Here is a 26,446-nt window from a genome sequence, read left to right on the forward strand (position 1 = left end):
GGCAGTCTCAGATCAGCGGATAGACCACACCGACCCACGGCAGCGCCGCCGCGATCACCGCGGCGGCGATGACTTTTTTGTTGCCGGGATCGAGGTCGTCGGCGGCGGTGACCTGACCGCTGGTCGCGACGATCTGGGCCTGGCTCAGCAGGATGAAGCAGAGCGCCAGATTGCCAAGGTGGCGGGCATAATCGAAGGTGATGATATTGGTCACCAGAAAGCCGCCGAGCACGATCGCCGCAACCGCCAGATAACTCCGATAGGCGAGCGGCTGGGTTGTCCTGAGAGAGGCGATCCGCCGGGCAAAAAAGGCGATGACCGGCACGTGGATCAGCACGATCGCGGCATAGATCGGCAGCCGCTTCAGGTGTTCGGGGAACATGCCGAGCGAGATGCGGATCTCTTCGTCGATGCTCGAATACCACATGAAGGCCTGCCGGTCGGGTACCGGCTGCATCGCCCGATCGCGCAGACTGTCGAGAAATGTCTCGGCCGGAATCTTGGCGGCAGTGCAAGCGAGCAGATAGCCGAACAGCCCGGCGAGCAGGGCGAGCGAGCCGGCGATCATGGCAAGATCCACCGGGCGGAACCGGCCATGGCGTCCAAGCGCGCGCACCAGCAGGATGCCATAGATCGTCGGGATGTAGATTGTTGCGTGCACGTGGTGGATGAACAGCAGCAGCGCGCTGAGCGCGCCGATCGCGACATAGGTCCAGCGGGTCAGCGGCAGCAGCACGGCCAGCATGGCGACGATCGCGCCGAGCACGTCGAACTTGCCGAGATTGCCGACGAAATTCTTGAACAGCAGCGGCGATCCGAACAGGAAGCAGCCGAGCACCAGGGCTTCCGGAAACTTGAGCCGATAGGTCCTCACGAAGATCGCCGCGAACAGAGTTCCGGCGACCGCGATGGCCAGAAAGCCTTCGATCCGGACGGCCCAGGGTGACACCAGGTGGGTGAACCAGGAATAGATCTCGCCGATCAGACCGCGGCGGATCAACCCCTGTTCATAGGTCACCAGGCGATGGACATATTCCGAATCCGGCAGCGGCGTGACGCAGCGATGGGCGACCACCACGGCGAAGGCCAGCAGATTGATCAGCACGATCATCCGATAGACCGATACCAGATCGGCCGATCTCGAATCGATTGCGGTCATGCCCCGTCACCCCCGACGTGGCACGTAACAATTTGTTTCTCAGGCGGCAAGCCTCCCCTCGGCGACCGCGTGGCAGGCGACCGTGCCGAACGCGTCGGTAACGGCCGCCGGCATCTCGATCCGGCAGCGGCCATTGGCCAGGGGACAGCGCGGATTGAACGGGCAACCCGGCGGCGGGGTGATCGGATTGGGGATTTCGCCATCCACAGGCTTGCGCGCCCGGCCCGACATTTCGAGGTCGGGCACGGCGTCCAGCAGCATGCGCGTATAGGGGTGGCGCGGCGCTTTGAACATCTGCTTGGCCGGCGCGACCTCGACCAGGCGGCCGAGATACATCACGCCGATCCGGCTCGCCATGTGCCGGACCACCGCCAGATTGTGCGAGATGAACAGGTAGGTCAGGCCGAACTCGTCCTGCAGGTCGCGCATCAGGTTGAGGATCTGCGCCTGCACCGAGACGTCGAGCGCCGAGGTCGGCTCGTCGCAGACGATGAATTCCGGCCGCGACGACAAAGCCCTGGCGATGGCGATCCGCTGGCGCTGGCCACCGGAAAATTCATGCGGATATTTGCCGCCATCGGCCGGATCGAGTCCGACCGTCTTCAGCAGGCGGCCAACCTCGGCCTCGATCGCGCCGTTGTCGCGGATCAGGCCGAAGGCGCGGATCGGCTCGGCAATGATCCGGTCGACCCGCCAGCGCGGATTGAGCGAGGCGAAGGGCGACTGGAAGATCATCTGGATCTTCTTGCGCAGCGCCTTGAGCTTGCTCTGGTCGTCGCGCTTCCACATGTCGATGCCGTCAATGGTGATCGACCCATTGGATGGCGGCAGCAGGCCGACCACCATATTGGCGACCGTCGACTTGCCCGACCCGGACTCGCCGACCAGCGCGAAGGTCTCGGTCCGGTCGATCGAAAAGGACACGTCCTGCACGGCCCGGAGAAAGCGCTTCTCTTCGCGCTCGATCATCCGGTTGAGCCAGGGCTTCGAAACGTCGAATGTGCGCGACAGGTTGCGCACGGTCACGAGCGGCTCGGTCACGCCACTTTCTCCTTGGGTTCGGCATAGAGCCAGCAGGCGACCGCGGTTGCCCCCACCGGGATCGGATCCGGCCGCTCCACCAGGCAGCGGGCGAACACCTTGGGGCAGCGCGGGTTGAAGGCGCAGCCGTTCGGGATGGCGGTCAGCCTGGGCATCGAGCCGGGGATCTGCACCAGCCGGTCGGCGCTGCTGTCGAGCGTTGGGATCGAACCCATCAACCCCTCGGTATAGGGATGGCGGGCGCGCTTGATGACGTCCTGCACCGGGCCGATTTCGGCGATGCGGCCGGCATACATCACCGCCACCCGATCGGCCGTCTCGGCGATCACCCCCATGTCGTGGGTGATCAGCATCACCGCCGTGCCGTGATCCTTGCAGAGCTTTTTCAGGAGCGTGATGATCTGCGCCTGAACCGAGACGTCGAGCGCCGTCGTCGGTTCGTCGGCAATCACCAGTTCGGGCCCGGCGCAGAGCGCCAGCGCCAGCACGACGCGCTGCCGCATGCCGCCGGAGAACTGGTGCGGATAGGCGTCGATACGCTTTTCCGGCGCGGAAATGCCAACCTCGGCCAGAAGATCGATCGCCTTGTCGCGCGCCTGCGCGGCCGACAGCGTCGAATGGGTGCGGATCGTCTCGACCAGCTGCTCGCCGACCGTATAGAGCGGATTGAGCGAGGTCAGCGGGTCCTGGAACACCATGCCGATGCGCCTGCCGCGCAGCTTGCGCATGGCCTCGGCCGGCAGGTTGTCGATGCGCTCGCCCTTCAGCAGGACCTGGCCTCCGGCAATGCGGCCCGGCGGCTCGAGCAGGCCGATCACGGCGGTGCCGGTCATCGACTTGCCGGCACCCGATTCACCGACGACACCGAGCACTTCGCCGGGCTGGATGTCGAAGGAAATATGGTCCACCGCGGTGAGGATGCCGCGGCGCGTCGGGAACTCGACGACCAGGTCGCGGACGGACAGAACGGGTGTCGTCATTTCAACTCGTCAACTCAACGCAGCTTGGGATTCAGAGCGTCACGCAGCCAATCACCTAACAGGTTGATCGACAAGGCCAGCAGCACCAGGGCCAGCGCGGGAAAGAACAAAATCCACCATTCTCCCGAGAAAAGATACTGCTGGCCGAAGCGGATCAGCGTTCCCAGAGATGGTTGTGTTGGCGGAACCCCGACGCCGAGGAACGACAGCGTCGCTTCCTCGATCACCGCCAGCGCCAGATTGATGGTCGAAATCACCAGCACCGGCCCGGTCACATTGGGCAGCACGTGGCGCAGCATGATCAGAAAGGGCGAGCGCCCCATCACCCGGGCGGCCTGGACATATTCCTTGTTGCGCTCGACCATGGTCGAGCTGCGCACGGTGCGGGCATATTGCGCCCAATGCGACAGGCCGATCGCCACGATCAGCACCCAGATCGCCACCTGCTCGTGGTTTGCCGCGGCAATCACGCCGCGGGCGACGCCGAAAAACAGGAGCGCGATCAGGATCGCCGGGAACGACAGCTGGATGTCGGCGACGCGCATGATGAAGGCATCGGTCCGGCCGCCGAGATAACCGGCGATGAGGCCGAGCGTGACCCCCATGGTCACCGAGCAGAACACCGCCGCGAAACCGACGAACAGCGAGACGCGCGAACCGTAGAGGATGGCCGAGAACAGGTCGCGGCCCTGGTTGTCGGTGCCGAGCCAATAGACCGTGTTCGAGCCGAGGCCGGCCTCGCCCGGCCTGGTATAGGCATCGAGCAGGTTCAGCACCGCCGGATCGAAGGCATTCTGCGGCGCCAGGTGATTGGCGAAGACCGAAGCGAGGATCAGGATCACCGTCATGATGGCGGCGATGATCGCCACCGGCGAATGGCGGAAACTCCAGGCGATATCCGAATCCCAGGCTTTCGCCAGTCTGGTCCTGAAGCTCGGCTTGGGCGGGTTGGTCGAGAGGGTCATCGCGGCCTCAATGCGCCGCGGCCGAGCCGGCGCCGCGCAGGCGCGGGTCGAGCGCGAAATAGAGCAGGTCGACGACCAGGTTGGTCACCACGAAGACGAAGGCGACGAACATCAGATAGGCCGCCATGACCGGAATATCGACGAATTGCACGGCATTGACGAACAGTGCGCCGAGGCCTGGCCACTGGAACACGCTCTCGGTGACGATGGCGAAAGCGATGACCGAACCGAGCTGCAGGCCAACCACCGTGGTGACCGGGATCATGGTGTTCTTCAGGGCGTGCCGGAACCAGATGGTGCGCTCGGGAACGCCGCGGGCGCGGGCAAATTTGACATAGTCGGTGCGCAGCGTCTCGAGCATTTCCGCGCGCACCAGCCGCATGATCAAGGTGAGCTGGTAGAAGCCGAGGGTGAGCACCGGCATGACCAGCGATTTGAGGCCGGAGGCGGTGAGCAGGCCGGTGGTCCACCAGCCGATCTTGACGACATCGCCACGTCCGAACGAGGGCAGCCAGCGCAGCTCGACCGCGAACAGCCAGATCAGCCCGATGCCGATCAGGAAGGTCGGCAGCGACACGCCGATCAGCGAGATCGACAGGATGGCATGCGACAGGAAGCCGTCGCGGCGGATCGCGGTGACCACGCCGAGCACGACACCGGCGACGAGCGCGAACAGGGCCGACAGCACGGCCAGTTCGACGGTCGCCGGCAGCCGCTCCTTGATCAGATCGATGACCGGCCGGCCCTGCCGATAGCTGACGCCGAACTGCAATTGCGCGGCATTGCCGACGAAACGGGCGAATTGCACGGGGATCGGGTCGGCGAGACCCAGGTCGCGCGCCAGCTGTTCGCGGTCGGCGATCGTCGTCTCCTGGCCGACCAGGTTCGACACGGGATCGCCGACGAAGCGAAACATGGAAAAGGCGACCAGCGCCACGGCCAGCATGACCAGGACAGCCTGCGCGAGGCTCTTCACGGCATAGACGATCATGGTTCGATCCGTCCCGACAACATCGCGAGGCGCGTCGCCCGCCGCCGAAAAACGGCGGCGGGCGACGGCCGGGGATCCGAACTCAACCGAACGCGGTCACGACGTCACAAAGCGAAAATACTTGAACCAGGCCTGCGCATCCGGATGCACCTGCATCTGCAATCCGCCGCGCATGGCGTGGCTGATCGACTGGACATGCAGCGGCACGTAGATGGTCTCTTCCTTCAGGATGCGCTGCAGCTCGGCGATTTCGGCATTGCGCCTGGTGACATCGGGCATGGTCTGCAGGGCGATCATGCGGGTGTCGAGCGACGGGTTGGAATAGCGCGTGCCGTTCCAGGTGCCGTTCGATGCCGAGCGGGTGTGGAACATGAAGGTCAGCACATATTCGGCGTCATAGGTCGGAATGCCCCAGCCGACCAGGTAGAAGTCGAGCTCCTCGCGCTGCAGCTCGGGGAAGTGCTGGGCGGCCGGCTTGGCGACCAGGTTCACCTTGATGCCGATCTGGCCCATCATGCCCACCACCGCCTGGCAGATGTTCTCGTCGGCGACATAGCGGTTGTTGGGGCATTGCAGCGACACCGAGAAGCGGGTGTTGCCGGCATCGGCCCGGCGCGGATAACCGGCCTCGTCGAGCGCCTTGTTGGCGGCCGCCACATCCAGGCGCGGCACCGCCGCGATCTCGGGCGAATAGCCGGAGATGAAATTGGTGCCGACATAACCGATCGGCACGCCCTGGCCGCGCATGACCACCCGGGTGATCGCCTCGCGGTTGACAGCGATATTGACGGCGGCCCTGACACGCCGGTCGGCGAAGGGGTTCTTGCCCTTGATGTCGGAGGTTTTCAGTTCGGCCGGACCGACATTGAAGCCGAGAAAGATGACGCGGTTTTCCGGGCCGGTGTTGACCTTGACGCCCTGGCTCTGCTGCAGGCGGCTGATGTCCTGCACCGGCACGTCGTGGACAACGTCGACCTCGCCCGACAGCAAGGCGGCAATCCGGGTGGCGTCCTGCTGGATCGGCACCAGGATCAATTCGGACACTTCGAGCGGGAACTGGTTGCGGCCCCAATAGCCCTCGAAGCGGCGCATCACGGTGCGCACGTCCGGCTCGCGCGAGATCAGCTGGAAGGCGCCGGTGCCCATGGCCTGGCGGGTCGCGCCATTTTCCTGGCGCTCGCGGATGTTCTGCGGCAGTGCCGCATTGTTCGCCTCGGCCCAGGCCTTCGACATCATGAAGATATTGGTGAGGTTCTCGAACAGCAGCGGGTTCGGCGCCTTGGTCTTGATCCGGATCGTATGGGCGTCGATCTTGGTGACGCTTTCGATCGAGGTGATCAGGCCACGGAAATCGGAATTCGGCGAGCGCGCGCGATCGAACGAGAACAGCACGTCGTCGGCGGTGAAATCGGTGCCGTTGTGGAACTTGACGCCCTGGCGGAGCTTGACCTCCCAGACCGTCGGGTCGTCGGGCAGGTTGCGCCACTCGGTGGCAAGCGTCGGCACCAGCTTGCCGTCATAGCCGCGATGGACCAGCGGCTCGTACAGCTGATGGGCGACGACCGTGGTCGGGCCGATATTGGCCGACATCGGGTCGAGCGTCTGGGCATCGAGCGAACGGGCCCAGCGCACCGTGCGCGCCTCGGCGCCGGCCGTCGTCAGCAGGCCGGCCGCGATCAGCGCGCCGGCCAGCCAGATCCTGTTGAAGCGTCGCGTTCCCTTGGAACGCCAACCCCGTCCGAAATCCATGGACCCCTCCAGATGAATATCTGCCGGGACAGCAACCCGGCGGCTGGGGGGATCATAGCAATGCGCTTGACGGAGTCACGGACGGATCACAAGCGACAAAAGGCCACGGAACAGGCCAATATTCTACCGCGGCGCAGCAAATGTCAGGGCTTTATTTCGATCTCGATGAACGCATAAGGCTTGCCCGAGGCATTGATGATGTTGTGCTCGACGCCTTCGCTGCGGAAGTAGGGCACATGGGCGGTCAGCACCGCTTCCGACGACGTGCCGCCGGGCAGTTCCGCGACGAGCTTGCCGTCGGCCAGCGGCACCACGACGTAGTCCCAGCCGTGGCGATGCCAGCCGGTCTCGGCGCCGTCGGCGAAATTCCAGCGCGTCACCTTCACCTTGTCATTGTCGACCAGGACATCCGGCTCGGCGGGCGTGCGGCAGGTGAACGTCATGCTTTCGATCCTTCGACGGGTTGAATGCCGGCGGAACGGCCGGCGACGAGCCAGTAGAGCAAGCCGGCGGCAAGGCCGGCGATGAGATGAATGGCCAGCCGGTGGACCGTGAAGGCCGGTCCGTCGCCGAGCAGGTCGTCGACCGGTTCGCCGGCGGCCTGAAGGACCACGTAGCCAAGCGCGCCGAGCGCGCCGGCCAGCCCGACCCCGAGGTGCAAGACCAGCCCGCGCCAGTGCCCGACCTCCGCCGCCAGTTCGACCAGCAGCAGCGGCCAGATGAAACCGGCGACCTGAACCACCAGGAACCCGACAAAGAAGCTGCCGGCGAGCAGTTCCGGGATCCGGCCCTCGTTGAGATCGAAGATCAGCACGATCGCGCATCCCGCCGCCACCGCCAGGGCGAAACCCAAGGACACGCGCAGCAGCCGAAGCAGATAATGGGCGAAGCGATTCATCCCGCGAGGGTAGCTGTCGCCCTTATCCGTTGGAAGCCTGCTTTGGTCACGGGAGCCCTCCGCCGCGGCGATCTCTCAGCCGTCATCGGCGACCGGCTCCAGCCAGCCGCGACAACGCACCGCCAGCCCGAACAGCCGGTGGCCGATCTCGACATGGAAGTGGAACCGGCCGTCCGCCGCGGTCTCGAAGGCCTCGCCGCCGGGCGCCAGCACCAATGGCAGCGGCACGCCGAGCACCGACCATCGACGCGGAATGAGCCTGAGCCGGCCAAAGGTGCCATAACCGCCGAGGATGAGAACACGCAGATGCCCAGGCTTCATGCCAGGAACCGGTCTTCGTCGCCCTTCTCGGTCAGATAGCAGCGGTCGCGCCGGCCGAGGCGAAAGCGGTTGCGGGCGATGAGGTCATAGACCCGGTCGCGCCAGGCGAGCGGCAGCAGCCGGCCGGCCCGGATCAGCGACCAGGGCAGGCCCAGCGCCTCGAAGATGCGCAGGATGCCCTCGGCCTTCAGAAAGGCCCTGCCGTCCGCGATCAGGATGCTGGTGGTATAGTCATGCGGATCGAGCTGAAAATGGCGGAACAATGCTTCGCCGAGCGGCGATTGCGCCGGCAGCAGGCGGAACCGCCTTGCCTTGTCGTGCTTGATGATGAAGCGCGCCCAACCCGAGCAGAACGAGCAATAGCCGTCGAAGACGATGACCGGGCGGTCGTCCGGAAAGGCCGGCACCGCCGGATCGCGGCGCCAGCCATAGGGCTCCCTGACCTCACCTGCACGCATGGGCTGAGCCTAAGGCCCCACCTCCATCGGGGCAATTGCCGTCCTGTCGCAGGCGCCGTCCCGGGCCCGTCTGCAGCGGCCCCGGGGTCATTGGCGCGATGCCGCTTCAGCGGACCACCGCGCCATAGATCAGGTTCTTGAACAGCATGCGCGTATGCACACGGTTCGACGGCCCCTGCGCCATCAGGATGCCGACGATCTGCTCGCGCGGGTCGATGGTGAAGCTGGTGCCCCAGGCGCCCGCCCACATGGCATCGCCGGTCGAGCCCGGCGCGACCGCGAAGCCCTCCTGCAGCCTGACCGCGAAGCCGAGACCGAAGCCGTAACCCGGTCCGGTCGAGGCCGCGGTCGTACCGCCCATGCCAACCAGGTGGTTCGACAGCATGAAATCGACCCACTTCTTCGACAGGAGCCGGCGGCCTTCGAACTCGCCGCCGTTGAGGATCGCCTGAGCGAACTTGAAATAATCCTCGGCGGTCGAGACCATGCCGGCGCCGCCCTTGAAATATTGGCTGTTCTCGGCCGGATTGTCGAAGATCCGGTAGCCCGGCCACATCACCGCCTTCTGCGGATCGGAGTCGAGCGCTTCGGCGAGCCGGGCACGCTGGCCTTGCGCGACATACCAGGACGTGTCCTGCATGCCGAGCGGGTCGAGGATCATCTCCTTGATCAGGATATCCAGCCGCTTGCCGCTGATGCGCTCGAGCAGCAGGCCGAGCACGTCGACCGAGATCGAATATTCAAACGCGGTGCCCGGCTGGTTCGCCAGCGGGATCTGGCCGAGCCGACGCAACATTTCGTCACCGGAAATATTGGCCGCGCGCGCCTCGATATTCTGCTGGTCATAGAGCTCCTTCAGCCGCGACGAGCGTACCGAGCCGGCATAAGAAAAGCCCGCGGTGTGGCGCAGCAGGTCCTGCACGGTGATCGGCCGGTCGAGCGCCACGTCCTCGCTGGTGGTCTGGCCATCGGCGCCGGTGCGCCGCGCCTCGACCTTCAGGTCACGCAGCTCCGGCAGCCAGGTGGTGATCGGGTCGGAGAGCTTCATCTTGCCCTGCTCGATCAGCATGACCGCCGCGGTCGAGACGATCGGCTTGGTCATCGAGGCCAGCATGAACAGCGTATCGCGGGTCATTGGCACGGTCTTGGCCGCGTCGCGGAAGCCATGCGCCTCGAAATGCACGATCCGGCCGCCACGCGCGATCAGCGTCACGGCGCCCGGAAACATGCCGCGATCGACCTCGCCACGCATGACCGGCGCGATGCGCGCCAGGCGCTCGCGCGACAGGCCGAGGACGGTGCCGCCGTCCGGCCCGCCGCCGCGACCACGCTCACGCCGGGATCCACGCTCGAAGCCAGGGCCGCGCTCGAAGCCAGGGCCACGCTCGAAGCCGGGGCCACGCTCGAAACCAGGCACGCGGTCGAAGCCGCGATCCGGGCCTGGGCCACGCTCGGGACCGGGGCCGAATTGGGCCTGCGCGGCATCGGACAAAAGGACGGAAGCGAGCGTCAGAACGAGCGCCGCAGCGCTCGGGCGTACCAACCGCATGGGATCCTCCCGGGATCAATGGAGTGAACCTTGTCCGGTCTTGCCGCCGGCTCGGCCAAACTCACCACTGGAACCATCGATGGGTCAAGCCGGCCCGCCCTATCGCTGGCCGGTCGTCAGGCCGTGGGCGCCGGATCCGTCATGGCGTCGACGCGGCGGGCCTCAGACGGTTGCCGCCCAGATCGTGGCCGGCGGCCTTCATCGCTTCGGTATGGGCGGCGATCACCTGTCCGATGGCCGCTTCGCTCGCGCCGCGCCGCCTGGTTTCGTCCTCGTCGATCAGCAGCAGCTATTGCATGACGGTCTCCTGGTCCGGTCGCGGCACATCGCGCGCCGCCGGTTCAGTGACGTTCCGGCCGACCGGATTTTGACAGGCGGCAAAAATAATGGCGCTTCGCCGCGCCAGCCTCAAGCTGGCGGCGAAGCGCCTCAGGAGAGCGACGCGGCGTTGCTCAGTCGACCATCGCCATGGCGCGGAAGGCGTCCTGCTCGCTCTTCGACATCAGCGCGGCGCGATCCTTGGCGCGTAGCTTCTCGGTCTCGCTCTTCAACTGGCCGCAGGCGGCCTGGATGTCGCGGCCGCGCGGGGTGCGCACCGGCGACGAATAGCCGGCGTCGAACACCACGTCCGAGAAGCGCTCGATCTGCTCCCAGTCGGAACATTCGTAGCGCGATCCGGGCCAGGGATTGAACGGGATCAGGTTGATCTTGGCCGGAATGCCTTTCAACAGGCGCACCAGCCGGCGCGCATCGTCGATGCTGTCATTGACGTCCTTCAGCATCACATATTCGAAAGTGATGCGCCGGGCGTTCGACAGCACCGGATAGTTCCGGCAGGCGTCGAGCAGTTCGGCAATCGGATATTTCTTGTTGAGCGGCACCAGCTCGTCACGCAGCTCGTCGGTCGCCGCATGCAGCGAAATGGCCAGCGACACGCCGGTGTCGGCGCCGATGCGCTCGATCATCGGCACGACGCCGGAGGTCGACAGCGTGATGCGGCGCTTGGAGAATTGCAGGCCGTCCTGGTCGAGCATCACTTTCAGCGCGGTCGTGACGTTCTCGACATTGTAGAGCGGCTCGCCCATGCCCATCAGCACGATATTGGTGACGAACCGGCCGCCGTCATCGGGCACGAAGGCGCCCTCCGGCGCCTCCTGGCCGGGCCAGTCGCCCAGCTGGTCGCGCGCCACGATGATCTGCGCGACGATTTCATCGACGGTCAGGTTGCGCACCAGCTTCTGCGTGCCGGTGTGGCAGAAGGTGCAGGTGAGGGTGCAGCCGACCTGGCTGGAAATGCACAGCGTCCCGCGATCCCGCGTCGGGATGTAGACGGTTTCGATCTCGTGCCACTTCTCGCCTTCGAACTGCGGCGGAATCCGCAGCAGCCACTTGCGCGTGCCGTCGCTCGACACCTGCTCGACCACCACTTCAGGCCGGTCGAGCGTATAGGCCTCGTCCAGCGCCGCGCGCAGATGCTTGGAGACGTTGGTCATCTCGGCGAAGGTCTTGGCGCCGCGTTGATAGATCCAGGCCCAGAGCTGCGACACGCGCATGCGTGTCTCCTTGCCCTCGATACCGATGGCACCGAGCGCCTCCTTCAGCCCATCGCGGTCGAGACCGACAAGCGAACGCTTTACCGGCAGCGGCCGGATCGCGGCCGCCGGCGGCGGGGTAACAGTGGGCTTGGCATTCGTCAGATCGAGCGTCGGCATCGGGTCAGGCCTCTGGCCATGGCATTGTCGGGCGACATCGGCACCGGTTCGCCCGCGGGACATGCCATGGTGGAATGGGTTGCTGCATCGCTCCGCTTCCGCGAAGCCGGAGAACGCGTTAGCGGCGCCTATAACACGAAAGGCCGCCCAAAGGCAGCCTTTCGACAGGACCCGGCGCCGAAGCCTGGGTTCAATGCGTCAGCGGCATTCCTGCGCGACCCGATCGAGCGCCTGGCCGAGGCCGGTGAGCGAATAGGTATCGGTGGTGACATTGCCGCGCTGTGAGGTCGAGCGGACCGTCAGCTGCGAGCCGGAGCGCATGGTCGTGATCATCCGACCCTCCTCCGCCGCGTTCTTGACCCAAGCGCCCTTCTCCTGGGTCCACATGGCGAAACTGGTCGGCCCGACCGCCACCGTGGCATCGCCGCGCAGCGCAAAGCCGAGGGTCAGCGAAATCTCGTTGCGGACATTCTCGCCGGGACGCGAGGTGATGAAGAAGAAGGCCGGGTCGCGCTGCAGATTGGCCGGTGCGCGCGTCTTCGGCTGCGAGGCGGCGTAGCAGACCTTGCCGCGCTGGGTGGACGAGGTGAACACCCCCCAATCGCCGAACTGGGCAACCGCCGCGCCCTGCTGGCCGCCGGCGGCCGGACGGGCAGCCTGCGCCGTGGCCGCACGGCCGCCATCGGGCGCTCGCTGCTGCGCTTGCGCCGCGGTCACCGTGGCAACAGCGGCGGCCGAGAGAGCCAGGATCATCAGGAAAGGGGTGGAGCGCAGCATCGCATTGACTCTACGGGTTCGTTGGGCACCGGGCAGGATCGGTTCCGCCCCATATTCCCGTAGCTTTCGAAGATCACGGTAAAGATGGGGTAAAGGATGAGGTAGATCCATGTGAAAGGCGCGCGACAGGCAGGTGACGAAGCGGCGTCTCGCTTCTGGAGTGTGGTACTCACCAGCCAATCCGGGCAAGACAATGGCAAAGCCCGTCTGGCGCACCGAAACGGCTCGGGACGCAGGCCGTGGCGTCGAATCGCGACCGCCACATGTAACCATGTTAACAAACCATATACTATCATACCTCCCGCGGCATGCGGTCTTTATGCTAGGTTTGGTTGTGCTCGGGGGTGAGGAGCCTCTCGTCTGCGTGAGGGTAGGTCCTTGGTATCGCGTGACCAACTGGCGGACTTAGTGGATGCGGTAGCTCGCAAGCGCGACCGACAGGCCTTCAGTGCCCTGTTCGACCACTTCGCGCCGCGGCTCATTGCTCATCTCATGCGGCTTGGCGCCGACCCGGCGACCGCCGAGGAGCTGACCCAGGAAGCCATGACCACGCTCTGGCACAAGGCTTCGCTGTTCGACCGGTCGAAGTCGTCGGTTGCCACCTGGCTCTACCGGGTGGCGCGCAACCGCCGGATCGACGTGCTCCGACGCGATCGGAGCGACTGCATCGACATCAACGAGCCCATGCTGATGCCGTCAGCCGAACCCGACATGGACGACGCCATCTCGCTCGCCCACCGCGAGGAAACCGTCCGTGCGGCGCTTGCGCATCTGCCCGAAGAGCAACTCTCGCTGGTTCGTCTCGCCTTTTTTGAGGGCATGTCGCATTCCGAGATCGCCGGCCAGCTCCATTTGCCGCTGGGCACCGTCAAGAGCCGCATCCGGCTCGCTTTCACGCGGTTGCGCCGGACGCTCGAAGCGAGCGGGATCAGGCAGGAGGCGTGACCGCGGCCGCGACGGCAGCGGTGTCGCGCACGAGCCGGTCGTGGAGCGCGGCAAGACGGCTGGTCCGCGCATTGACACCCAACTCGTAATCCGCCGCTGCGACGGCATTGCGCTGAAACCCGTCATGGCTTTGGACGGCGGCTGCGAGCGAGTGGTGGAACGCCTGAACAATGGATGACAGCGCCCCCATCAGCGCCAGCGTCGCCGGATCGTAACGACGCCCCGCTCCGTCGAACAGGCCGGCGATCGCGTCGAGCTCGGCATCGATGCCGATGATCGCCTCGGAGATCCGGTTCTCGGCCAGGAGCTTGGCGCTGACATTGGAAAAATCGTGGCTCAGCGTCACCGCGCCGCCGGTCTCGACAAAACCAAGCGTCCGGGCGCCCAGATTGGACAATTCCGACATGTACCAGGAATGGTCGTCGATCAGGATCCGGCGGAGCTGCGAGTTGAGCGACGCCTGCAAGGAGCGCTCATACTCGTCTTTCATGATCTGGGTCTGCGCCGCCTGCTGCTCGACCGAATTGTTGAGCTGCTGGACCTGCAGGAGCAGCGCCTCGCGGTTCTGCTTCAGCTCGGCGCGCTGCGCCTCCAGCTCGAACTTCTGCAACAGCGCGGTGATCACCAGCCAGAGAAAGGCGATGGGCGCGCAAAGCCCGGCAAGCGCGTCGCCGATGTCATTCAGTGCCAGGCCTGCGAGCGTGTCCCTTTTGAGGAAGGCGACCAGCCCCCCCAAAGCCAGCCAGATGCCGGTGAGCCAGCGGGCCCACCGGACCAGGCGATCGCTTCGGTTGTCGCTCTCGGGTGTCGCCACCCATCACCCCCAGTGGCGGACATCCACGAAATGGCCCTCGATGGCGGCGGCCGCCGCCATGATCGGCGAGACGAGATGGGTGCGTCCCTTATAGCCCTGGCGCCCCTCGAAATTGCGGTTCGAGGTCGAGGCGCAGCGCTCGCCGGGCTTCAGCTTGTCCGGGTTCATCGCCAGGCACATCGAGCAACCCGCCTCGCGCCATTCGAAACCGGCGGCGAGGAAGATCTTGTCGAGGCCTTCCTGCTCGGCCTGTTCCTTCACCAGGCCCGAGCCCGGCACGATCATCGCCGAGACGGACGCGGCGACCTTGCGGTCCTTGACGATGCGGGCAACCTCGCGCAGATCCTCGATGCGCGAATTGGTGCAGGAGCCGATGAACACCTTTTCCGGACGGATGTCGGTGATCTTCGTGCCCGGCTTCAGGCCCATATAGTCGAGCGCACGCCACTTGGAGAGGCGCTTGTTCTCGTCCTCAATCTCGTCCGGGTTCGGCACCACGCCGGAGATCGAGATGACATCCTCGGGGCTGGTGCCCCAGGTGACGATCGGCGGCAGGTTGGCCGCATCCAGCACCACGGTATGGTCGAAATGCGCGCCCTCGTCGGTATAGAGCGCGTCCCAATATTTGACCGCCATGTCCCAGGCCATGCCCTTCGGCGATTTCGGCCGGCCCTTCAGATAGGCATAGGTCTTCTCGTCCGGCGCGATCAGGCCGGCGCGGGCGCCGCCCTCGATCGACATGTTGCAGATGGTCATGCGGCCTTCCATCGAAATGGCGCGAATGGCTTCGCCCGCATATTCGATGACCGAGCCGGTGCCGCCGGCCGTGCCGATCTCGCCGATGATGGCGAGGATGATGTCTTTTGCCGTGACCCCGTCCTTCAACTGCCCGTCGACCCGGACGAGCATGTTCTTGGCCTTCTTCTGGATCAGCGTCTGGGTGGCCAGCACATGCTCGACCTCCGAGGTGCCGATGCCATGGGCCAGCGCACCGAAGGCGCCATGGGTGGAGGTGTGGCTGTCGCCGCAGACGATGGTCGTGCCGGGCAAGGTGAAGCCCTGCTCCGGCCCGATGACATGGACGATGCCCTGCCGGATGTCGGCCGCGTCGTAATATTCGATGCCGAACTCGGCGGCGTTCTGGGCGAGCGCCTCGACCTGCAGGCGGCTTTCCTCGTCCTTGATGCCGAGGACGCGATCGCTGGTGGTCGGCACGTTGTGGTCGACGACGGCGAGCGTCTTCTGCGGCGCGCGCACCTTGCGGCCGGTATTGCGCAGGCCCTCGAAGGCTTGCGGGCTGGTCACTTCATGGACCAGGTGCCGGTCAATATAGAGCAGGCAGGTGCCATCGTCCTGCTGGTCGACGACATGGTCGTCCCAGATCTTGTCGTACAACGTGCGGGCCTTGGTCATGGCGGACCTCTTACGATCATTCCAACGTGGCTGGTCTCATATCGTTGAATTCGTTTTGTGAGAAGAGGCGCAAACCTCCTGCATGGCAGAGTGCCATGATCGAAATGGCCGGTCGCCACGCGCAAGATTGCCATATCCGTCCCCGATAGATGGCGTTCCCTCGCGGCCATCACTAGATGTCGCGGAGGTGACGGCACGCGACATGGGACCGCACGATGATCCATCAACTGCGCATCTACGAGATCTTCCCGCACAACAAGCCGGCCTTCCATGCCCGTTTTCGCGACCACGCGGCACGGATCATGAGCCGGTACGGCTTCGACATCGTCGCCATGTGGGAGAGCGCCGGCGCCGACCGGATCGAATTCATCTACATTCTGCGCTGGCCGGACGAGGAGACCAAGACCGGCGCCTGGGCGGCTTTCATGGCTGACGAAGAATGGGCCGAGATCAAGCGGCGGACATCGGCCGAGCACGGCAGCCTGGTCGGCGCGGTCGAAGACCGCATCTTGCGGCTGACCGACTATTCCCCGGTTCCCGGTCGCCCGGCCTGAACGGCCGGGCTTGCCGAGCACTCAGGCGTCGAAACACCAGGCCAGCACGCCCTTTTGCGCGTGCAGCCGGTTTTCGGCCTCGTCGAACACCACCGATTGCGGTCCGTCCATCACCTCGTCGGTGACTTCCTCGCCGCGATGCGCCGGCAGGCAATGCATGAACAGGGCATCCGATTTCGCCGCCGTCATCAATTGCTTGTTGACCTGGTAGGCCTTCAGCAGGTTGTGCCGGCGGCCGGCATCCTCGTCGCCCATCGACACCCAGCAATCGGTGACGATGCAGTCGACGCCTTCCACGGCGTGATAGGGATCGGATGACCAGGTCACCTCCGCGCCCTCGCGCTGGGCCGCAGCGATCAGCTCCCGGCGCGGCGCCAGTTCCTCGGGCGTCGCGATGTTCAGCTTGAAGCCGAAACGCGAAGCCGCCTGAATCCAGGAGCCCAGCACATTGTTGGCGTCGCCCGCCCAGGCGATCGTCTTGCCGCGGATCGAGCCGCGGTGCTCCTCGAAGGTCAGGATGTCGGCCATGATCTGGCACGGATGCGACATCTTGGTGAGGCCGTTGATCACCGGCACGCTGGCGGCGTCGGCAAGTTCCTTCACCGCATTGTGGTCGAGCATGCGGATCATGATGGCGTCGACATAACGCGACAGCACGCGTGCGGTGTCGGCAATGGTCTCGCCGCGACCAAGCTGCATCTCGGCGCCGGTCAGCATGATCGTCTCGCCGCCGAGTTCGCGCATGCCGACGTCGAACGACACGCGGGTGCGGGTCGACGGCCGCTCGAAGATCATCGCGAGCACCTTGCCGGCGAGCGGCTTGTCGGCCTTGGGCGTCCGCCGCACGCGCTTCAGGTCGCGCGCCCGGGTGAGGATCGCCCTCAGCTCTGTCCCGGCGAAATCGCTGAGATCGATGAAATGCTTCGGCCGGTCCGCTGCGGGCCGATCGCCCCCAGCGGTTGCCGTCTTGGGCTGAGTGGTCACTCGGCGGCTCCCTTGACCAGGGACGCCTCGATCAGGCGCGCGGCCTTTTCGAGCTTGTCGACCGCCAGGCCGATCTCTTCCTCCGATACGATCAGCGGCGGGATGAGACGGATGACGTTGTCGCCCGCCGGCACCACCAGCAGCCCCTCGTCGCGCAGCGCATTGGTGACGTCGCCGTTCGGCAAGGCGCATTTGATGCCGGTCAGCAGGCCGAAGCCGCGGACCTCCTCGAACACCTTGGGGTGCCCGTCGATCAGGCCGGCAAGCTTCTGCTTGAACACCAGCGACACCCGCTGGACGTTTTCCAGGAAGCCCGGCGCCAGCACCACGTCGAGCACGGCATTGCCGACCGCCATGCCGAGCGGATTGCCGCCGAAGGTCGTGCCATGCGTGCCCGGCGTGAACACCGCCGCGCATTTTTCCACCGCCAGCACGGCGCCGAGCGGGAAGCCCCCGCCAATGCCCTTGGCGATCGACATGATATCGGGCGTGATGCCCGCCCATTCATGGGCGAACAGCTTGCCGGTGCGGCCCATGCCGGACTGCACCTCGTCGAGGATCAGCAGGAGCCCGTGCTGATCGCAAAGCTCGCGCAGGTAGCGCAGCTCCTCGTTCGGCACGACGCGCAGCCCGCCCTCGCCCTGGATCGGCTCGATCATCAGCGCCGCGGTATCCGGGCCGATCGCCGCCTTCAGTGCGTCGTGGTCGCCGAACGGCACCTGGTCGAAGCCCTCGACCTTCGGGCCGAAGCCTTCCAGGTATTTCTTCTGCCCGCCGGCGGCGATGGTCGCCAGTGTGCGGCCATGGAAAGCACCTTCGAAGGTGATCACCCGGAAGCGGTTCGGCTCGCCGCGCGACGCGTGATATTTGCGCGCCATCTTGATGGCGCCTTCATTGGCCTCGGCGCCGGAATTACAGAACATCACGGAATCGGCAAAAGTCGCCTCGACCAGCCGGCGGGCCAGCCGCTCGCCATCGGGGATCTGATGCAGGTTCGAGACATGCCACAGTTTCTTGGCCTGTTCGGTCAACGCCTCCACCAGGTGGGGATGGGCGTGACCGAGCACATTGACCGCGATACCGGAGCCGAAATCGAGGACTCGTCGCCCGCCCGCCGTCACCAGCCAGCACCCTTCACCCCGCTCGAAGGCGAGTTCGGACCGTGCATAGTTCGGCATCAAAGGCGTAATCACTTCGATCTCCTCCAAGGACTCCATGGCGCAAAGAAAACGGCCGCCCCGAAGGGCGGCACGGCGGAAAGCTAGGACAGATCAGCGGAATGTCAAGGAAGATGGCGACCGCCTGCCCTGCTGACCGGCTACCTGCAAAGACGGCGAGGCCCAGCCCAGCCCGGTAAACCAGCCATGCAACACGGTCGTGACGGCCTCCGCGACCGGCCCGGCAAAGCCCGGGTCGCCGGGCCGGGAAACCGGTTTCAGGTTGTGGCTGACGCCGGGCACGATGCCGATGGCATAGGCGTTGACCGGCAAGGACCGGCGCGCCAGGGCGGCTCCGAGAGCCAGCGCGTCACGATCGGGCGAGACCTGGGAATCCTCCCCGCCCGCCAGCACCAGGACCGGCCCGCCATATCCGGCGACCAACGCGACCGGATCGAGCGCCGCGGCCGCCTGCCAGAACAACCTGAGATAAGGCGGGTAGAGTGCGCGCAGGCCCGGCGCAATGTCGGGCATGAGCTCGCCGGTCGCCTCGAGGCGCGCGACGATCTGGTCGTTCTGGTCGAGCAGCGGCTGCAGGATCGCGTCGGGCGCGCCCTGCAACCGGCCGAGCCGTTCCAATTGCTCGCGCAGGACCACGCCCAACGGCCGGCCCGGCGTCGCGGCCAGAACCAGCGCGGCCGGCACCGCATCGCCGCCCGGCCGGGCGGCCATGGCGAGGCCGATCAACCCGCCTTCGCTATGACCGAACAGGCCGGCACGCGCGGGGTCGATCTCAGGCCGGCTCTTGAGCGCGCGGAATGCCGCCGCCGCATCCTCGACGAAATGCCGCCAGCGAACGAATTCCGCCAGCGCCTCCGGATCGCGCGGCAGGCTCGCGGCATTGGCGTGCATGCCGCGCTTGTCATAACGCAGGCTGGCGATGCCGAAGCCGGCAAGCGTCCCGGCAATCTGCTGGAGGAGATCGGTGATCAGGGCCGGCGGCTGGTTGCCGTCGCGATCGGTCGGGCCGCTGCCCTGGACCAGCAGCACGGCCGGCACGCGACGCCCGTCGGCGCCGGCTGGAAGCTGCAGGGTGCCGGCGAGTGCGGTGCCGCCGGAGCCCCGGAAGCTGACATCGATGGACCGGTTTTCCGCCATGGCGACACCGACATTTTTGCAACAGTCGCGAAGGATGACGCAACGCGCCGACCCGCAACGACCGGCTGCGGAGGCCCGTTTCAACCGATAACCGGCATGCCGCCGCGAAAGTAAGGTCTTGTTATGACTCTGACTTCTGAATCGACATTAACACCTTGTGGATGAATTTCCGGTCGCGGCGAAGCTTTTGGGGAAAACGGGTCGCCGATTCCCCAGACTCTTGCATGAGATTCAACGAGTAGCGTAATGTCCGGGCGTCGGCATACGACATCTCGTGCGGCGGACCTGATCTCCCGAGTAAAGGCATTCCAGCGGCAACTCTTTTGAGTTGGCGTGGGCCGAGGGATTCAAGCCGTACGCGATGCTCAACCCAGGAGGAGACGACCAGATGCAGCAACTGCAGTGGACCGACGAACGGGTCGAGCTCTTGAAGAAATTGTGGAACGACGGCCTGAGCGCCAGCCAGATCGCCGGAGAACTCGGTTCGGTCACCCGCAACGCCGTCATCGGCAAGGTCCATCGCCTCGGCCTCTCCGGCCGGGCCAAGGCACCGTCGTCCTCGACGCCGCGCCCGCGCAAGCCGCCGCGTGCGACCCCTTCGGCTCCGCCGCGTCCGTCAATGCCAGCCTCGCGCGGCAATCTCGCGCTGAAGCCCCATGCGATGCCCTCGTCGAGCCCGGATCTCGACCTCGCGCCGCTGCCGGAAATCGACAATGTCGTGCCGATGGGCGAGCGCTGCACGATCATGGAGCTGAAGGAATATTCCTGCCGCTGGCCGATCGGCGATCCCGGCAAGGAAGACTTCCGTTATTGCGGCGCGCGGTCGAATACCGGCCTGCCCTATTGCGCCTATCACTGCCGCATCGCCTACCAGCCGGTCGCCGACCGGCGGCGCGACCGCAGCAAGACGGCCGTCGCGCGCTAACGTTAGAAAGGCATGGTCCGTTCCATGACCAGATAACCGGTCAGGAGACCGGCGCCGAACAGGACCACGATCACTGCGGCGGCGACCTCCGCCGCGCTGAGCACGACGGTGGTCAAGCCGGTTCGCGCGGCGGCTAGCCGGACCGCCAGGCCCTTGGCGCCGGCCGCCAGTGTTGCGATGGCCGCCACCGTGATCGCCGTGCCGATCGCCATGGCGAAGGCCGAGACGACGCCGGCATAGACGATGCCCTGCGCCATGGCGAAGACCAGCACCAGCACCGCACCGGTACAGGGCCTCAGGCCGACGCCCAAAACGATGGCCAGGGTCTCGCGCCAGGAATGGGCACGCGCCACCTGCTCGGCCGCCGGCAAATGGGCGCAGCCGTCGTCGCAGGCCATGCCGGCCACCGGCCGGCCGGACCGCCAGGAAGCAAAGCGCGCGGCGAAGGCCTTACCCTTGGCCCATAAAAGGCGCAGCCCGATCAGCACGATCAGGCCATAGGCGACGATCTCGATCCAATCGACGACCCGGCCCATGGTACGGGCCGTGGTGCCGAGCACCAGCGCCAGCACACCGACCAGCGAGATCGCGGTCACCGCCTGCACGATCGACGAGAGCGCAGCCAGCGTGATGCCGCGCCGGACCGTCTCGCCGGTGGCGACGATATAGGACGAGATCACCGCCTTGCCGTGGCCGGGCCCGGCGGCGTGGAAGATGCCATAGAGAAAGGACAGGCCGACCAGGGTCGCGAAGGCGCCCCGGTCACCGGTCCGGATCGCCCGGACCGCGCCGGAGAGCTGGCGGTAGAACATCGCCTGCTGCTCGATGATCACCGCGAAGAAGCCGGAAGCGGTCGGCGCGCGCGCCGGCCCGCCAAAGGCCGACGGCGGCGACTGGGCGAGCGCCGGGTCGATGAGCAGCGGCACCAGGACCACCGCCGCGGCGAGCGCCAGCGCGACGGCGAGCATCACGCGGCCGGCCAGACGCATGTCGCTCACGGGCAGTTCACCGTGTAGCGGCCGGCGAATTGCTGGCCGAAATTGGCGCTGGCATTGAGCGACTGGAAGAAACTCTCGGACAGGTTGGCCGCAGCACCGGCGCTGCGCGGCGGCGTGTAGTCGAGCTTGCAGCCCTGCGGCGCATCGACGAGGCGCATCGGCTCGCCATCGGCCGGCTCGAAGGCGACGAAATATTCGGGATCATAGACCTCGACCACCAGCGGCTTGCCGCCAGGCCTGAACGGCGTCGCCACCGGCACGGTGAAATGCAGGGTGAGTTTGCCGCCGCGCACCTCGGACCAGGCGTCGCGCACCGCGCCGAAGGAGACGAAGCGGCGCTCATGGCGCAGCACGGTGAAATATTTCTGCTCGCCGAGGTTCTCGATATTGATCTTGGTCAGCTCGGCGAGCTCCTCGCGCGAGTAGGTGCCGTCGCGGTTGGTATCGAGCCCCTGGATCGCGAAGGACGAATACATCTCGTCGAAGGTCCAGATCTGCTCCACGGCGACGGTCTGGCCCTGGGCATCGAAGACCATGCGGGTCTCGGTCTGCACTTGCACATGCGGATGCGCCATGGCGGGCTGCGCCACCCAACAGGCAGCGAAGACGCCGATCACGAGTGGCAGCCGGAAGCGCGGCACGGCAAGGTCCTTGGGACTTGAAGAAAACGCCATCACTCAAAGGCGGCGAAGGCGGCCAAGATAAGGCGAGCATCATGGTTAACGAAACGTGCATGGCGGGCTTTTGCCTGCGGCACTTGCCTTGAGGGGGGTCGCGGTGAAATGGTCGCGCCCCTGTGATCAACGCCTGACCGGAGACCCCATGAGCAACCTTACCATCGACGGCCGCCGGCTCTGGGACATGCTGATGGAAACCGCCGCCATCGGTGGCACGCCGAAAGGCGGCATCCGGCGCCTGACACTGTCCGACGAGGACCGGCGCGTGCGCGACTGGTTCAGGACGGAATGCGAGGCGCTCGGCTGCACTGTGCATCTCGACACCGCCGGCAACATGGTGGCGATCCGGCCGGGCAAGGACAATACCAGGAAGCCGATCGCCATGGGCAGCCATCTCGATACCCAGCCGACCGGCGGCAAATTCGACGGCGTGCTGGGCGTGCTGGGCGGCCTGGAAGTGCTCAAGACGCTGCATCATGCCGGCTTCGAGACCCATGCGCCGGTCGCCCTGGTCAACTGGACCAATGAGGAGGGCGCGCGCTTCTCCCCCTCGATGGTCGGCTCGGCGGTCTATGCCGGAGCCTATAGCCAGGCCGAAATGGATGCCTTCAAGGACGGCGACGGCATCACCCAAGGCGAGGCGCTCGACGCCATCGGCTATCGCGGCAAGGACAAGCCCGGTGCGCTCGGCTTCCAGGCCTATTTCGAGCTGCATATCGAGCAGGGCCCGATCCTGGAGGAAGAAGCCAAGACCATCGGCATAGTCACCGGCATCCAGGGCATCAAGTGGTTCAATGTCAGCATCACCGCGCGCGAGAGCCACGCCGGCACCACGCCCATGCCCTACCGGCGCGACGCGTTGGCCGCCTTCGCCGAAGCCGCGACCGCCATTCGCCAGATCGCGCTCGACCATGCGCCCAACGGCCTCGCCACCATTGGCATCGTCTCGGCCCATCCGGGCTCGCCCAACATCATCCCGGGCGAGGTCCGCTTCACCCTCGACATGCGCAACCCGAGCGACGACGAACTGGCGGTCATGGTGACCAAGGCGAAGATCGCCATTGCCGAGGCGGCCGCCCGCCATTTCGGCGCCCATGAGATCAAGCCGCTGCAGGATTCGCCGGCCACGCCGTTCGACAAGACCTGCATCGCCATGGTGCGCGGCGCCACCGAGAAGCTTGGCCTGGAAGCGCGCGAGATCACCTCGGGCGCCGGCCACGACGCCATGTATGTCGCCCGTGTCTGCCCGACCTCGATGATCTTCGTACCCTGCAAGGAAGGCCTGTCGCACAATGAGGCGGAGAGCTCGACCCTCGAGGACTGCGCCCATGGCGCGCAGGTGCTGCTCGAGGCCGTGCTCGCCTATGACGCACGAACCTGACGACGGCGGCGAGGAGCGGCGCTCGGGCGCGCCGCTTTTCATTGGTCGGCGTCGCTGCTAGACCGCGCGGCAAGCCGTACTGCCGTCCGAACCCGAGAGTGCGAGCCCAAAGGCCCGAGCCCCGAGAGGAAGCCATGTCCGAGATGCGCCTGGTCGTCGCTGGAGCCGCCGGTCACATGGGCCGCGTGCTGATCCGCCTGGTCCAGGAAATGCCGGGCCTGAAACTGACCGGCGCGCTGGAACCATCGGGCCATGTGGCGCTCGGCGAGGATGCCGGCCTGATCGCCGGCGCCGGGCGGGCGCTGGTGCAGATCACCTCGGATGCCGAGGCGGCGCTGGCGGCAGCCGACGGCCTGGTCGATTTCACCATTCCCGGCGTTTCGGTCCATTTCGCCGGCCTCGCCGCCAAGCACCGCAAGGTGCATATTGTCGGCACCACCGGCTTCAGCCCGGCCGAGGATGACGCCATCGCCTCCTCCGGCGGCACCGCGACCATCGTCAAGTCGGGCAATTTCTCGCTTGGCGTCAACCTGCTCGCCGCGCTGGTCAAGAAAGCCGCCCAGGCGCTCGACGAGGACTTCGATATCGAGGTCGTCGAGATGCATCACAACCGCAAGATCGACGCTCCCTCCGGCACCGCGCTGCTGCTTGGCGGCGCCGCGGCGCAAGGCCGCAAGATCGCCCTCGCCGACCATTCCGAGCGCGGCCGTGACGGCCAGACCGGCGCCCGCAGGCGCGGCGCCATCGGCTTTGCCGCGCTGCGCGGCGGCACCGTCATTGGCGAGCACACGGTCACCTTCGCCGGTCCGACCGAACGCATCAGCCTGACCCATATTGCCGAAGACCGGGCCTTGTTCGCCCGGGGTGCGCTGAAAGCCGCGCTCTGGGCGCGCAACCGGCCCGCCGGGCTCTATTCCATGGCCGACGTGCTCGGCCTTTCCGACGTCTGAGAACCAGGATCCCCTTATGACTGAACGGCTTCTCGTGCTCACCCGCCACGGCGAGAGCGAATGGAATTTGAAGAACCTGTTCACCGGCTGGAAGGACCCCGGGCTGACGCCGAAAGGCGTCGACGAAGCCCGCCGCGCCGGCCGCCAGCTCAAGGCGCTCGGCATTGGCTTCGACATCGCCTTCACCTCGGCGCTGGGGCGTGCCCAGCACACCTGCGAACTGATGCTCGAAGAGATCGGCCAGCCGAACCTTGCCACGATCAAGGACTGGCGCCTGAACGAGCGCGACTATGGCGACCTCTCCGGCCTCAACAAGGCCGAGACCGCCGAGAAATACGGCGCTGAACAGGTCCATATCTGGCGCCGCTCCTATGACGTGCCGCCGCCGGCCGGCGAAAGCCTGAAGGACACGGTGGCACGCGTGCTGCCCTATTATGTCGGCGAGATCCTGCCGCGCGCCATGCGCGGCGAGCGCGTGCTGGTGGCCGCTCACGGCAATTCGCTGCGCGCCCTGGTCATGGTGCTCGACGGCCTGGATGCCGAAACCATTCCGTCGATGGAGCTGAAGACCGGCGTGCCGCTGGTCTACCGGCTGAATGCCGACACGACGGTTGCGACCAAGCAGATCCTGGAGGGCTGAGCCCCGCCGAGGCCCCGCCCCGGCGATCGCCTTGCGCGAGCGCCGGGTTCAGGCCGCCTTCAGAAAATCCGGCATGGCCGTGTTGACGTGCACGACCTCGGCAATCGTCAGGTCGTGGCCGGCATTGCCGATCATGGCGGTCCCGATCGCCGGCGCGAACTTGCTAGCCGGCCGCCATATAGCCGGCGAGATTGCGGCGGATCCGGTGCAGCACCGGGCCGATATTTTTGGACGGGTCGAAGACCTGTCCGGTGATGGTTTCAAAAGCCTCGATATAGACCGCGGCAGTCGCCAGGATGACATCCTGCGGGATATCAGGGATCGCGTCCTTGTAGGGATCGCAGCGCGCGACCACCCAGTTGCGCACGAAATCCTTGTCGAAGCTCTCCGGCTTCTCGCCATGGGCGAAGCGATCCTGGTAGCTCGCCTGGCGCCAATAGCGGCTCGAATCCGGCGTATGGATCTCGTCGGCGAGCACGATGCTGCCATCCGGTGCCGTGCCGAATTCATATTTGGTGTCGACCAGGATCAGGCCGCGCTCGGCGGCGAGCTTCTGGCCCCGGGCGAACAGCGCGAAGGCATAGTCGGACAGGGTCCGCCATTGCGCCGGTGTCAGCAGCCCCTGGGCCAGGATCTCGTCGGGCGTCAGCGGCTCGTCATGGCCGCCGTCGAAAGCCTTGGAGGTCGGCGTGATGATCGGCTGCGGCAGGCGCTGGTTCGCCTTCAGGCCGTCAGGCAGCGTCACACCATACATCTGCCGCTGGCCCGCCTTGTAGAGGGTCAGGATAGAGGTCGCGGTGGTGCCGGCGAGATAGTCACGCACCACGATCTCGACCGGCAGGATGTCCAGCCGCTGCCCGACCACGACATTGGGATCGGGATAGGCAATGACGTGATTGGGACAGATGTCGCGGGTCTGCTCGAACCAGTAGCGCGCCGTCTGGGTCAGCACCTCGCCCTTGAACGGGATGGCCGCCAGGATCCGGTCGAAGGCGCTGATCCGATCGGTCGCGATGATGATGCGGCTGCCGTCGGCGAGGTCGTAATTGTCGCGCACCTTGCCCCGATAATGGTTCGGCAGTTCGGCGATCGTCGCGTCATTGAGCACCTGGCCGGCATGCGCCTTCAGAGCCGTCACATCCATGGTCCTGTCTCCTCGTCCATGCCGGTCATGGATGATATCCGCCGCGCGTTCCGCCCATTTTCCATGGCCGCCCGGCGAACCTGTCTTTAACCGGCGCGGTCGCCGG

Annotated in this window: 26 protein-coding genes and 1 pseudogene; 6 read left to right on the forward strand and 21 right to left on the reverse strand. The window is 66.0% G+C overall.

Annotation, left to right across the window (positions count from 1 at the left end; all coding sequences use genetic code 11):
* Nucleotides 1–7: 7 nt before the first annotated feature.
* The 13 genes and pseudogenes from E8M01_RS08580 to E8M01_RS08640 all read right to left on the reverse strand — a co-directional run bounded on the left by E8M01_RS08580 (nt 8) and on the right by E8M01_RS08640 (nt 12,600).
* The gene (locus E8M01_RS08580; RefSeq protein WP_136959746.1) at nt 8–1,159 is read right to left on the reverse strand and encodes a hypothetical protein; all 1,152 of its coding nucleotides are present in this window, start codon (nt 1,157–1,159) and stop codon (nt 8–10) included.
* A gap of 39 nt (nt 1,160–1,198) precedes the next feature.
* Nucleotides 1,199–2,200 (reverse strand): ABC transporter ATP-binding protein, encoded by a 1,002-nt coding sequence (locus E8M01_RS08585; protein WP_246088647.1) that lies wholly within the window; start codon nt 2,198–2,200, stop codon nt 1,199–1,201.
* Nucleotides 2,197–3,180: an ABC transporter ATP-binding protein gene (locus E8M01_RS08590; RefSeq protein WP_136959747.1), complete on the reverse strand. Its 984-nt coding sequence runs from the start codon at nt 3,178–3,180 to the stop codon at nt 2,197–2,199. The genes E8M01_RS08585 and E8M01_RS08590 overlap by 4 nt, the downstream gene beginning before the upstream one ends.
* A 14-nt stretch (nt 3,181–3,194) precedes the next feature.
* Complete coding sequence (locus E8M01_RS08595) at nt 3,195–4,145, reverse strand: ABC transporter permease (RefSeq protein WP_136959748.1); 951 nt, start codon at nt 4,143–4,145, stop codon at nt 3,195–3,197.
* A 7-nt stretch (nt 4,146–4,152) separates the two neighbouring features.
* Nucleotides 4,153–5,136 (reverse strand): ABC transporter permease, encoded by a 984-nt coding sequence (locus E8M01_RS08600; protein WP_136959749.1) that lies wholly within the window; start codon nt 5,134–5,136, stop codon nt 4,153–4,155.
* A 96-nt stretch (nt 5,137–5,232) separates the two neighbouring features.
* A complete protein-coding gene (locus E8M01_RS08605; RefSeq protein WP_136959750.1) occupies nt 5,233–6,885 on the reverse strand; it encodes an ABC transporter substrate-binding protein in 1,653 nt (550 codons plus the stop codon).
* Nucleotides 6,886–7,028: 143 nt separating this feature from the next.
* Nucleotides 7,029–7,328: a cupin domain-containing protein gene (locus E8M01_RS08610; RefSeq protein WP_136959751.1), complete on the reverse strand. Its 300-nt coding sequence runs from the start codon at nt 7,326–7,328 to the stop codon at nt 7,029–7,031.
* Complete coding sequence (locus E8M01_RS08615) at nt 7,325–7,783, reverse strand: hypothetical protein (protein WP_136959752.1); 459 nt, start codon at nt 7,781–7,783, stop codon at nt 7,325–7,327. The genes E8M01_RS08610 and E8M01_RS08615 overlap by 4 nt, the downstream gene beginning before the upstream one ends.
* 75 nt (nt 7,784–7,858) lie before the next feature.
* Nucleotides 7,859–8,050 (reverse strand): annotated as a pseudogene (locus tag E8M01_RS08620) (DUF4166 domain-containing protein); the annotation flags it as partial.
* 50 nt (nt 8,051–8,100) lie between these two features.
* On the reverse strand, nt 8,101–8,562 hold the full coding sequence (locus E8M01_RS08625) for a thiol-disulfide oxidoreductase DCC family protein (RefSeq protein ID WP_136959754.1): 462 nt from the start codon (nt 8,560–8,562) through the stop codon (nt 8,101–8,103).
* 106 nt (nt 8,563–8,668) lie between these two features.
* Nucleotides 8,669–10,111 carry a serine hydrolase domain-containing protein gene (locus tag E8M01_RS08630; protein WP_136959755.1) on the reverse strand — a complete coding sequence of 481 codons (1,443 nt, stop codon included), beginning with the start codon at nt 10,109–10,111 and terminating at the stop codon, nt 8,669–8,671.
* A 452-nt stretch (nt 10,112–10,563) separates the two neighbouring features.
* On the reverse strand, nt 10,564–11,823 hold the full coding sequence (gene rlmN, locus E8M01_RS08635) for a dual-specificity RNA methyltransferase RlmN (protein ID WP_136959756.1): 1,260 nt from the start codon (nt 11,821–11,823) through the stop codon (nt 10,564–10,566).
* Between the two features lie 198 nt (nt 11,824–12,021).
* On the reverse strand, nt 12,022–12,600 hold the full coding sequence (locus E8M01_RS08640; protein ID WP_246088648.1) for an invasion associated locus B family protein: 579 nt from the start codon (nt 12,598–12,600) through the stop codon (nt 12,022–12,024).
* Between the two features lie 408 nt (nt 12,601–13,008).
* On the opposite strand from E8M01_RS08640, the gene E8M01_RS08645 reads away from it, so the two are divergent.
* Nucleotides 13,009–13,545 carry a sigma-70 family RNA polymerase sigma factor gene (locus tag E8M01_RS08645; RefSeq protein ID WP_246088649.1) on the forward strand — a complete coding sequence of 179 codons (537 nt, stop codon included), beginning with the start codon at nt 13,009–13,011 and terminating at the stop codon, nt 13,543–13,545.
* Here the strand turns inward: E8M01_RS08645 and E8M01_RS08650 are convergent.
* Together E8M01_RS08650 and leuC are read right to left on the reverse strand one after the other, a co-directional pair.
* Nucleotides 13,529–14,359: a hypothetical protein gene (locus tag E8M01_RS08650; protein WP_136959757.1), complete on the reverse strand. Its 831-nt coding sequence runs from the start codon at nt 14,357–14,359 to the stop codon at nt 13,529–13,531. The genes E8M01_RS08645 and E8M01_RS08650 overlap by 17 nt on opposite strands.
* A gap of 3 nt (nt 14,360–14,362) precedes the next feature.
* Nucleotides 14,363–15,772, reverse strand: coding sequence for a 3-isopropylmalate dehydratase large subunit (gene leuC, locus E8M01_RS08655; RefSeq protein ID WP_136959758.1), 1,410 nt, complete (start codon nt 15,770–15,772; stop codon nt 14,363–14,365).
* Nucleotides 15,773–15,987: 215 nt separating this feature from the next.
* Between leuC and E8M01_RS08660 the strand changes: the two genes are divergently transcribed.
* Complete coding sequence (locus tag E8M01_RS08660; protein WP_136959759.1) at nt 15,988–16,326, forward strand: NIPSNAP family protein; 339 nt, start codon at nt 15,988–15,990, stop codon at nt 16,324–16,326.
* Nucleotides 16,327–16,347: 21 nt separating this feature from the next.
* Here E8M01_RS08660 and argF read toward each other — a convergent pair whose 3' ends face one another.
* From argF to E8M01_RS08675, 3 genes are all read right to left on the reverse strand, one after another.
* Nucleotides 16,348–17,310, reverse strand: a complete 963-nt coding sequence (gene argF / locus E8M01_RS08665) for an ornithine carbamoyltransferase (RefSeq protein WP_136959760.1) — start codon at nt 17,308–17,310, stop codon at nt 16,348–16,350.
* Nucleotides 17,307–18,503 (reverse strand): aspartate aminotransferase family protein, encoded by a 1,197-nt coding sequence (locus E8M01_RS08670; RefSeq protein WP_136959761.1) that lies wholly within the window; start codon nt 18,501–18,503, stop codon nt 17,307–17,309. Before E8M01_RS08670 ends, argF begins: the two co-directional genes overlap by 4 nt.
* A gap of 78 nt (nt 18,504–18,581) precedes the next feature.
* Nucleotides 18,582–19,625 (reverse strand): alpha/beta hydrolase family protein, encoded by a 1,044-nt coding sequence (locus tag E8M01_RS08675; RefSeq protein ID WP_136959762.1) that lies wholly within the window; start codon nt 19,623–19,625, stop codon nt 18,582–18,584.
* A gap of 388 nt (nt 19,626–20,013) precedes the next feature.
* Between E8M01_RS08675 and E8M01_RS08680 the strand changes: the two genes are divergently transcribed.
* A complete protein-coding gene (locus E8M01_RS08680; RefSeq protein WP_136959763.1) occupies nt 20,014–20,550 on the forward strand; it encodes a GcrA family cell cycle regulator in 537 nt (178 codons plus the stop codon).
* A gap of 2 nt (nt 20,551–20,552) precedes the next feature.
* On the opposite strand, the gene E8M01_RS08685 is transcribed toward E8M01_RS08680, so the two are convergent.
* A complete protein-coding gene (locus E8M01_RS08685) occupies nt 20,553–21,539 on the reverse strand; it encodes a nickel/cobalt transporter (protein ID WP_136964522.1) in 987 nt (328 codons plus the stop codon).
* Nucleotides 21,540–21,544: 5 nt separating this feature from the next.
* Complete coding sequence (locus tag E8M01_RS08690; protein ID WP_170181834.1) at nt 21,545–22,189, reverse strand: DUF1007 family protein; 645 nt, start codon at nt 22,187–22,189, stop codon at nt 21,545–21,547.
* A gap of 181 nt (nt 22,190–22,370) precedes the next feature.
* Between E8M01_RS08690 and E8M01_RS08695 the strand changes: the two genes are divergently transcribed.
* From E8M01_RS08695 to E8M01_RS08705, 3 genes are all read left to right on the forward strand, one after another.
* Complete coding sequence (locus tag E8M01_RS08695; protein WP_136959765.1) at nt 22,371–23,606, forward strand: M20 family metallo-hydrolase; 1,236 nt, start codon at nt 22,371–22,373, stop codon at nt 23,604–23,606.
* A 134-nt stretch (nt 23,607–23,740) separates the two neighbouring features.
* Complete coding sequence (gene dapB, locus E8M01_RS08700; protein WP_136959766.1) at nt 23,741–24,556, forward strand: 4-hydroxy-tetrahydrodipicolinate reductase; 816 nt, start codon at nt 23,741–23,743, stop codon at nt 24,554–24,556.
* Between the two features lie 16 nt (nt 24,557–24,572).
* Nucleotides 24,573–25,196: a 2,3-bisphosphoglycerate-dependent phosphoglycerate mutase gene (locus E8M01_RS08705; protein WP_136959767.1), complete on the forward strand. Its 624-nt coding sequence runs from the start codon at nt 24,573–24,575 to the stop codon at nt 25,194–25,196.
* A gap of 163 nt (nt 25,197–25,359) precedes the next feature.
* Here E8M01_RS08705 and E8M01_RS08710 read toward each other — a convergent pair whose 3' ends face one another.
* Complete coding sequence (locus E8M01_RS08710; RefSeq protein WP_136959768.1) at nt 25,360–26,340, reverse strand: phosphoribosylaminoimidazolesuccinocarboxamide synthase; 981 nt, start codon at nt 26,338–26,340, stop codon at nt 25,360–25,362.
* Between the last annotated feature and the right edge of the window lie 106 nt (nt 26,341–26,446).

It is taken from the genome of Phreatobacter stygius, from assembly GCF_005144885.1.
In the GTDB taxonomy this organism is placed as follows: Bacteria; Pseudomonadota; Alphaproteobacteria; order Rhizobiales; family Phreatobacteraceae; genus Phreatobacter; species Phreatobacter stygius.

Coding starts and splice junctions, on each gene's coding strand:
- E8M01_RS08580 (WP_136959746.1), bottom strand. CDS start 1,159: ATGACCGCAATCGATTCGAGATCGGCCGATCTGGTATCGGTCTATCGG.
- E8M01_RS08590 (WP_136959747.1), bottom strand. CDS start 3,180: ATGACGACACCCGTTCTGTCCGTCCGCGACCTGGTCGTCGAGTTCCCG.
- E8M01_RS08595 (WP_136959748.1), bottom strand. CDS start 4,145: ATGACCCTCTCGACCAACCCGCCCAAGCCGAGCTTCAGGACCAGACTG.
- E8M01_RS08600 (WP_136959749.1), bottom strand. CDS start 5,136: ATGATCGTCTATGCCGTGAAGAGCCTCGCGCAGGCTGTCCTGGTCATG.
- E8M01_RS08605 (WP_136959750.1), bottom strand. CDS start 6,885: ATGGATTTCGGACGGGGTTGGCGTTCCAAGGGAACGCGACGCTTCAAC.
- E8M01_RS08610 (WP_136959751.1), bottom strand. CDS start 7,328: ATGACGTTCACCTGCCGCACGCCCGCCGAGCCGGATGTCCTGGTCGAC.
- E8M01_RS08615 (WP_136959752.1), bottom strand. CDS start 7,783: ATGAATCGCTTCGCCCATTATCTGCTTCGGCTGCTGCGCGTGTCCTTG.
- E8M01_RS08625 (WP_136959754.1), bottom strand. CDS start 8,562: ATGCGTGCAGGTGAGGTCAGGGAGCCCTATGGCTGGCGCCGCGATCCG.
- E8M01_RS08630 (WP_136959755.1), bottom strand. CDS start 10,111: ATGCGGTTGGTACGCCCGAGCGCTGCGGCGCTCGTTCTGACGCTCGCT.
- rlmN (WP_136959756.1), bottom strand. CDS start 11,823: ATGCCGACGCTCGATCTGACGAATGCCAAGCCCACTGTTACCCCGCCG.
- E8M01_RS08640 (WP_246088648.1), bottom strand. CDS start 12,600: ATGCTGCGCTCCACCCCTTTCCTGATGATCCTGGCTCTCTCGGCCGCC.
- leuC (WP_136959758.1), bottom strand. CDS start 15,772: ATGACCAAGGCCCGCACGTTGTACGACAAGATCTGGGACGACCATGTC.
- E8M01_RS08660 (WP_136959759.1), top strand. CDS start 15,988: ATGATCCATCAACTGCGCATCTACGAGATCTTCCCGCACAACAAGCCG.
- E8M01_RS08675 (WP_136959762.1), bottom strand. CDS start 19,625: ATGGCGGAAAACCGGTCCATCGATGTCAGCTTCCGGGGCTCCGGCGGC.
- E8M01_RS08680 (WP_136959763.1), top strand. CDS start 20,014: ATGCAGCAACTGCAGTGGACCGACGAACGGGTCGAGCTCTTGAAGAAA.
- E8M01_RS08685 (WP_136964522.1), bottom strand. CDS start 21,539: ATGCGTCTGGCCGGCCGCGTGATGCTCGCCGTCGCGCTGGCGCTCGCC.
- E8M01_RS08695 (WP_136959765.1), top strand. CDS start 22,371: ATGAGCAACCTTACCATCGACGGCCGCCGGCTCTGGGACATGCTGATG.
- dapB (WP_136959766.1), top strand. CDS start 23,741: ATGTCCGAGATGCGCCTGGTCGTCGCTGGAGCCGCCGGTCACATGGGC.
- E8M01_RS08705 (WP_136959767.1), top strand. CDS start 24,573: ATGACTGAACGGCTTCTCGTGCTCACCCGCCACGGCGAGAGCGAATGG.
- E8M01_RS08710 (WP_136959768.1), bottom strand. CDS start 26,340: ATGGATGTGACGGCTCTGAAGGCGCATGCCGGCCAGGTGCTCAATGAC.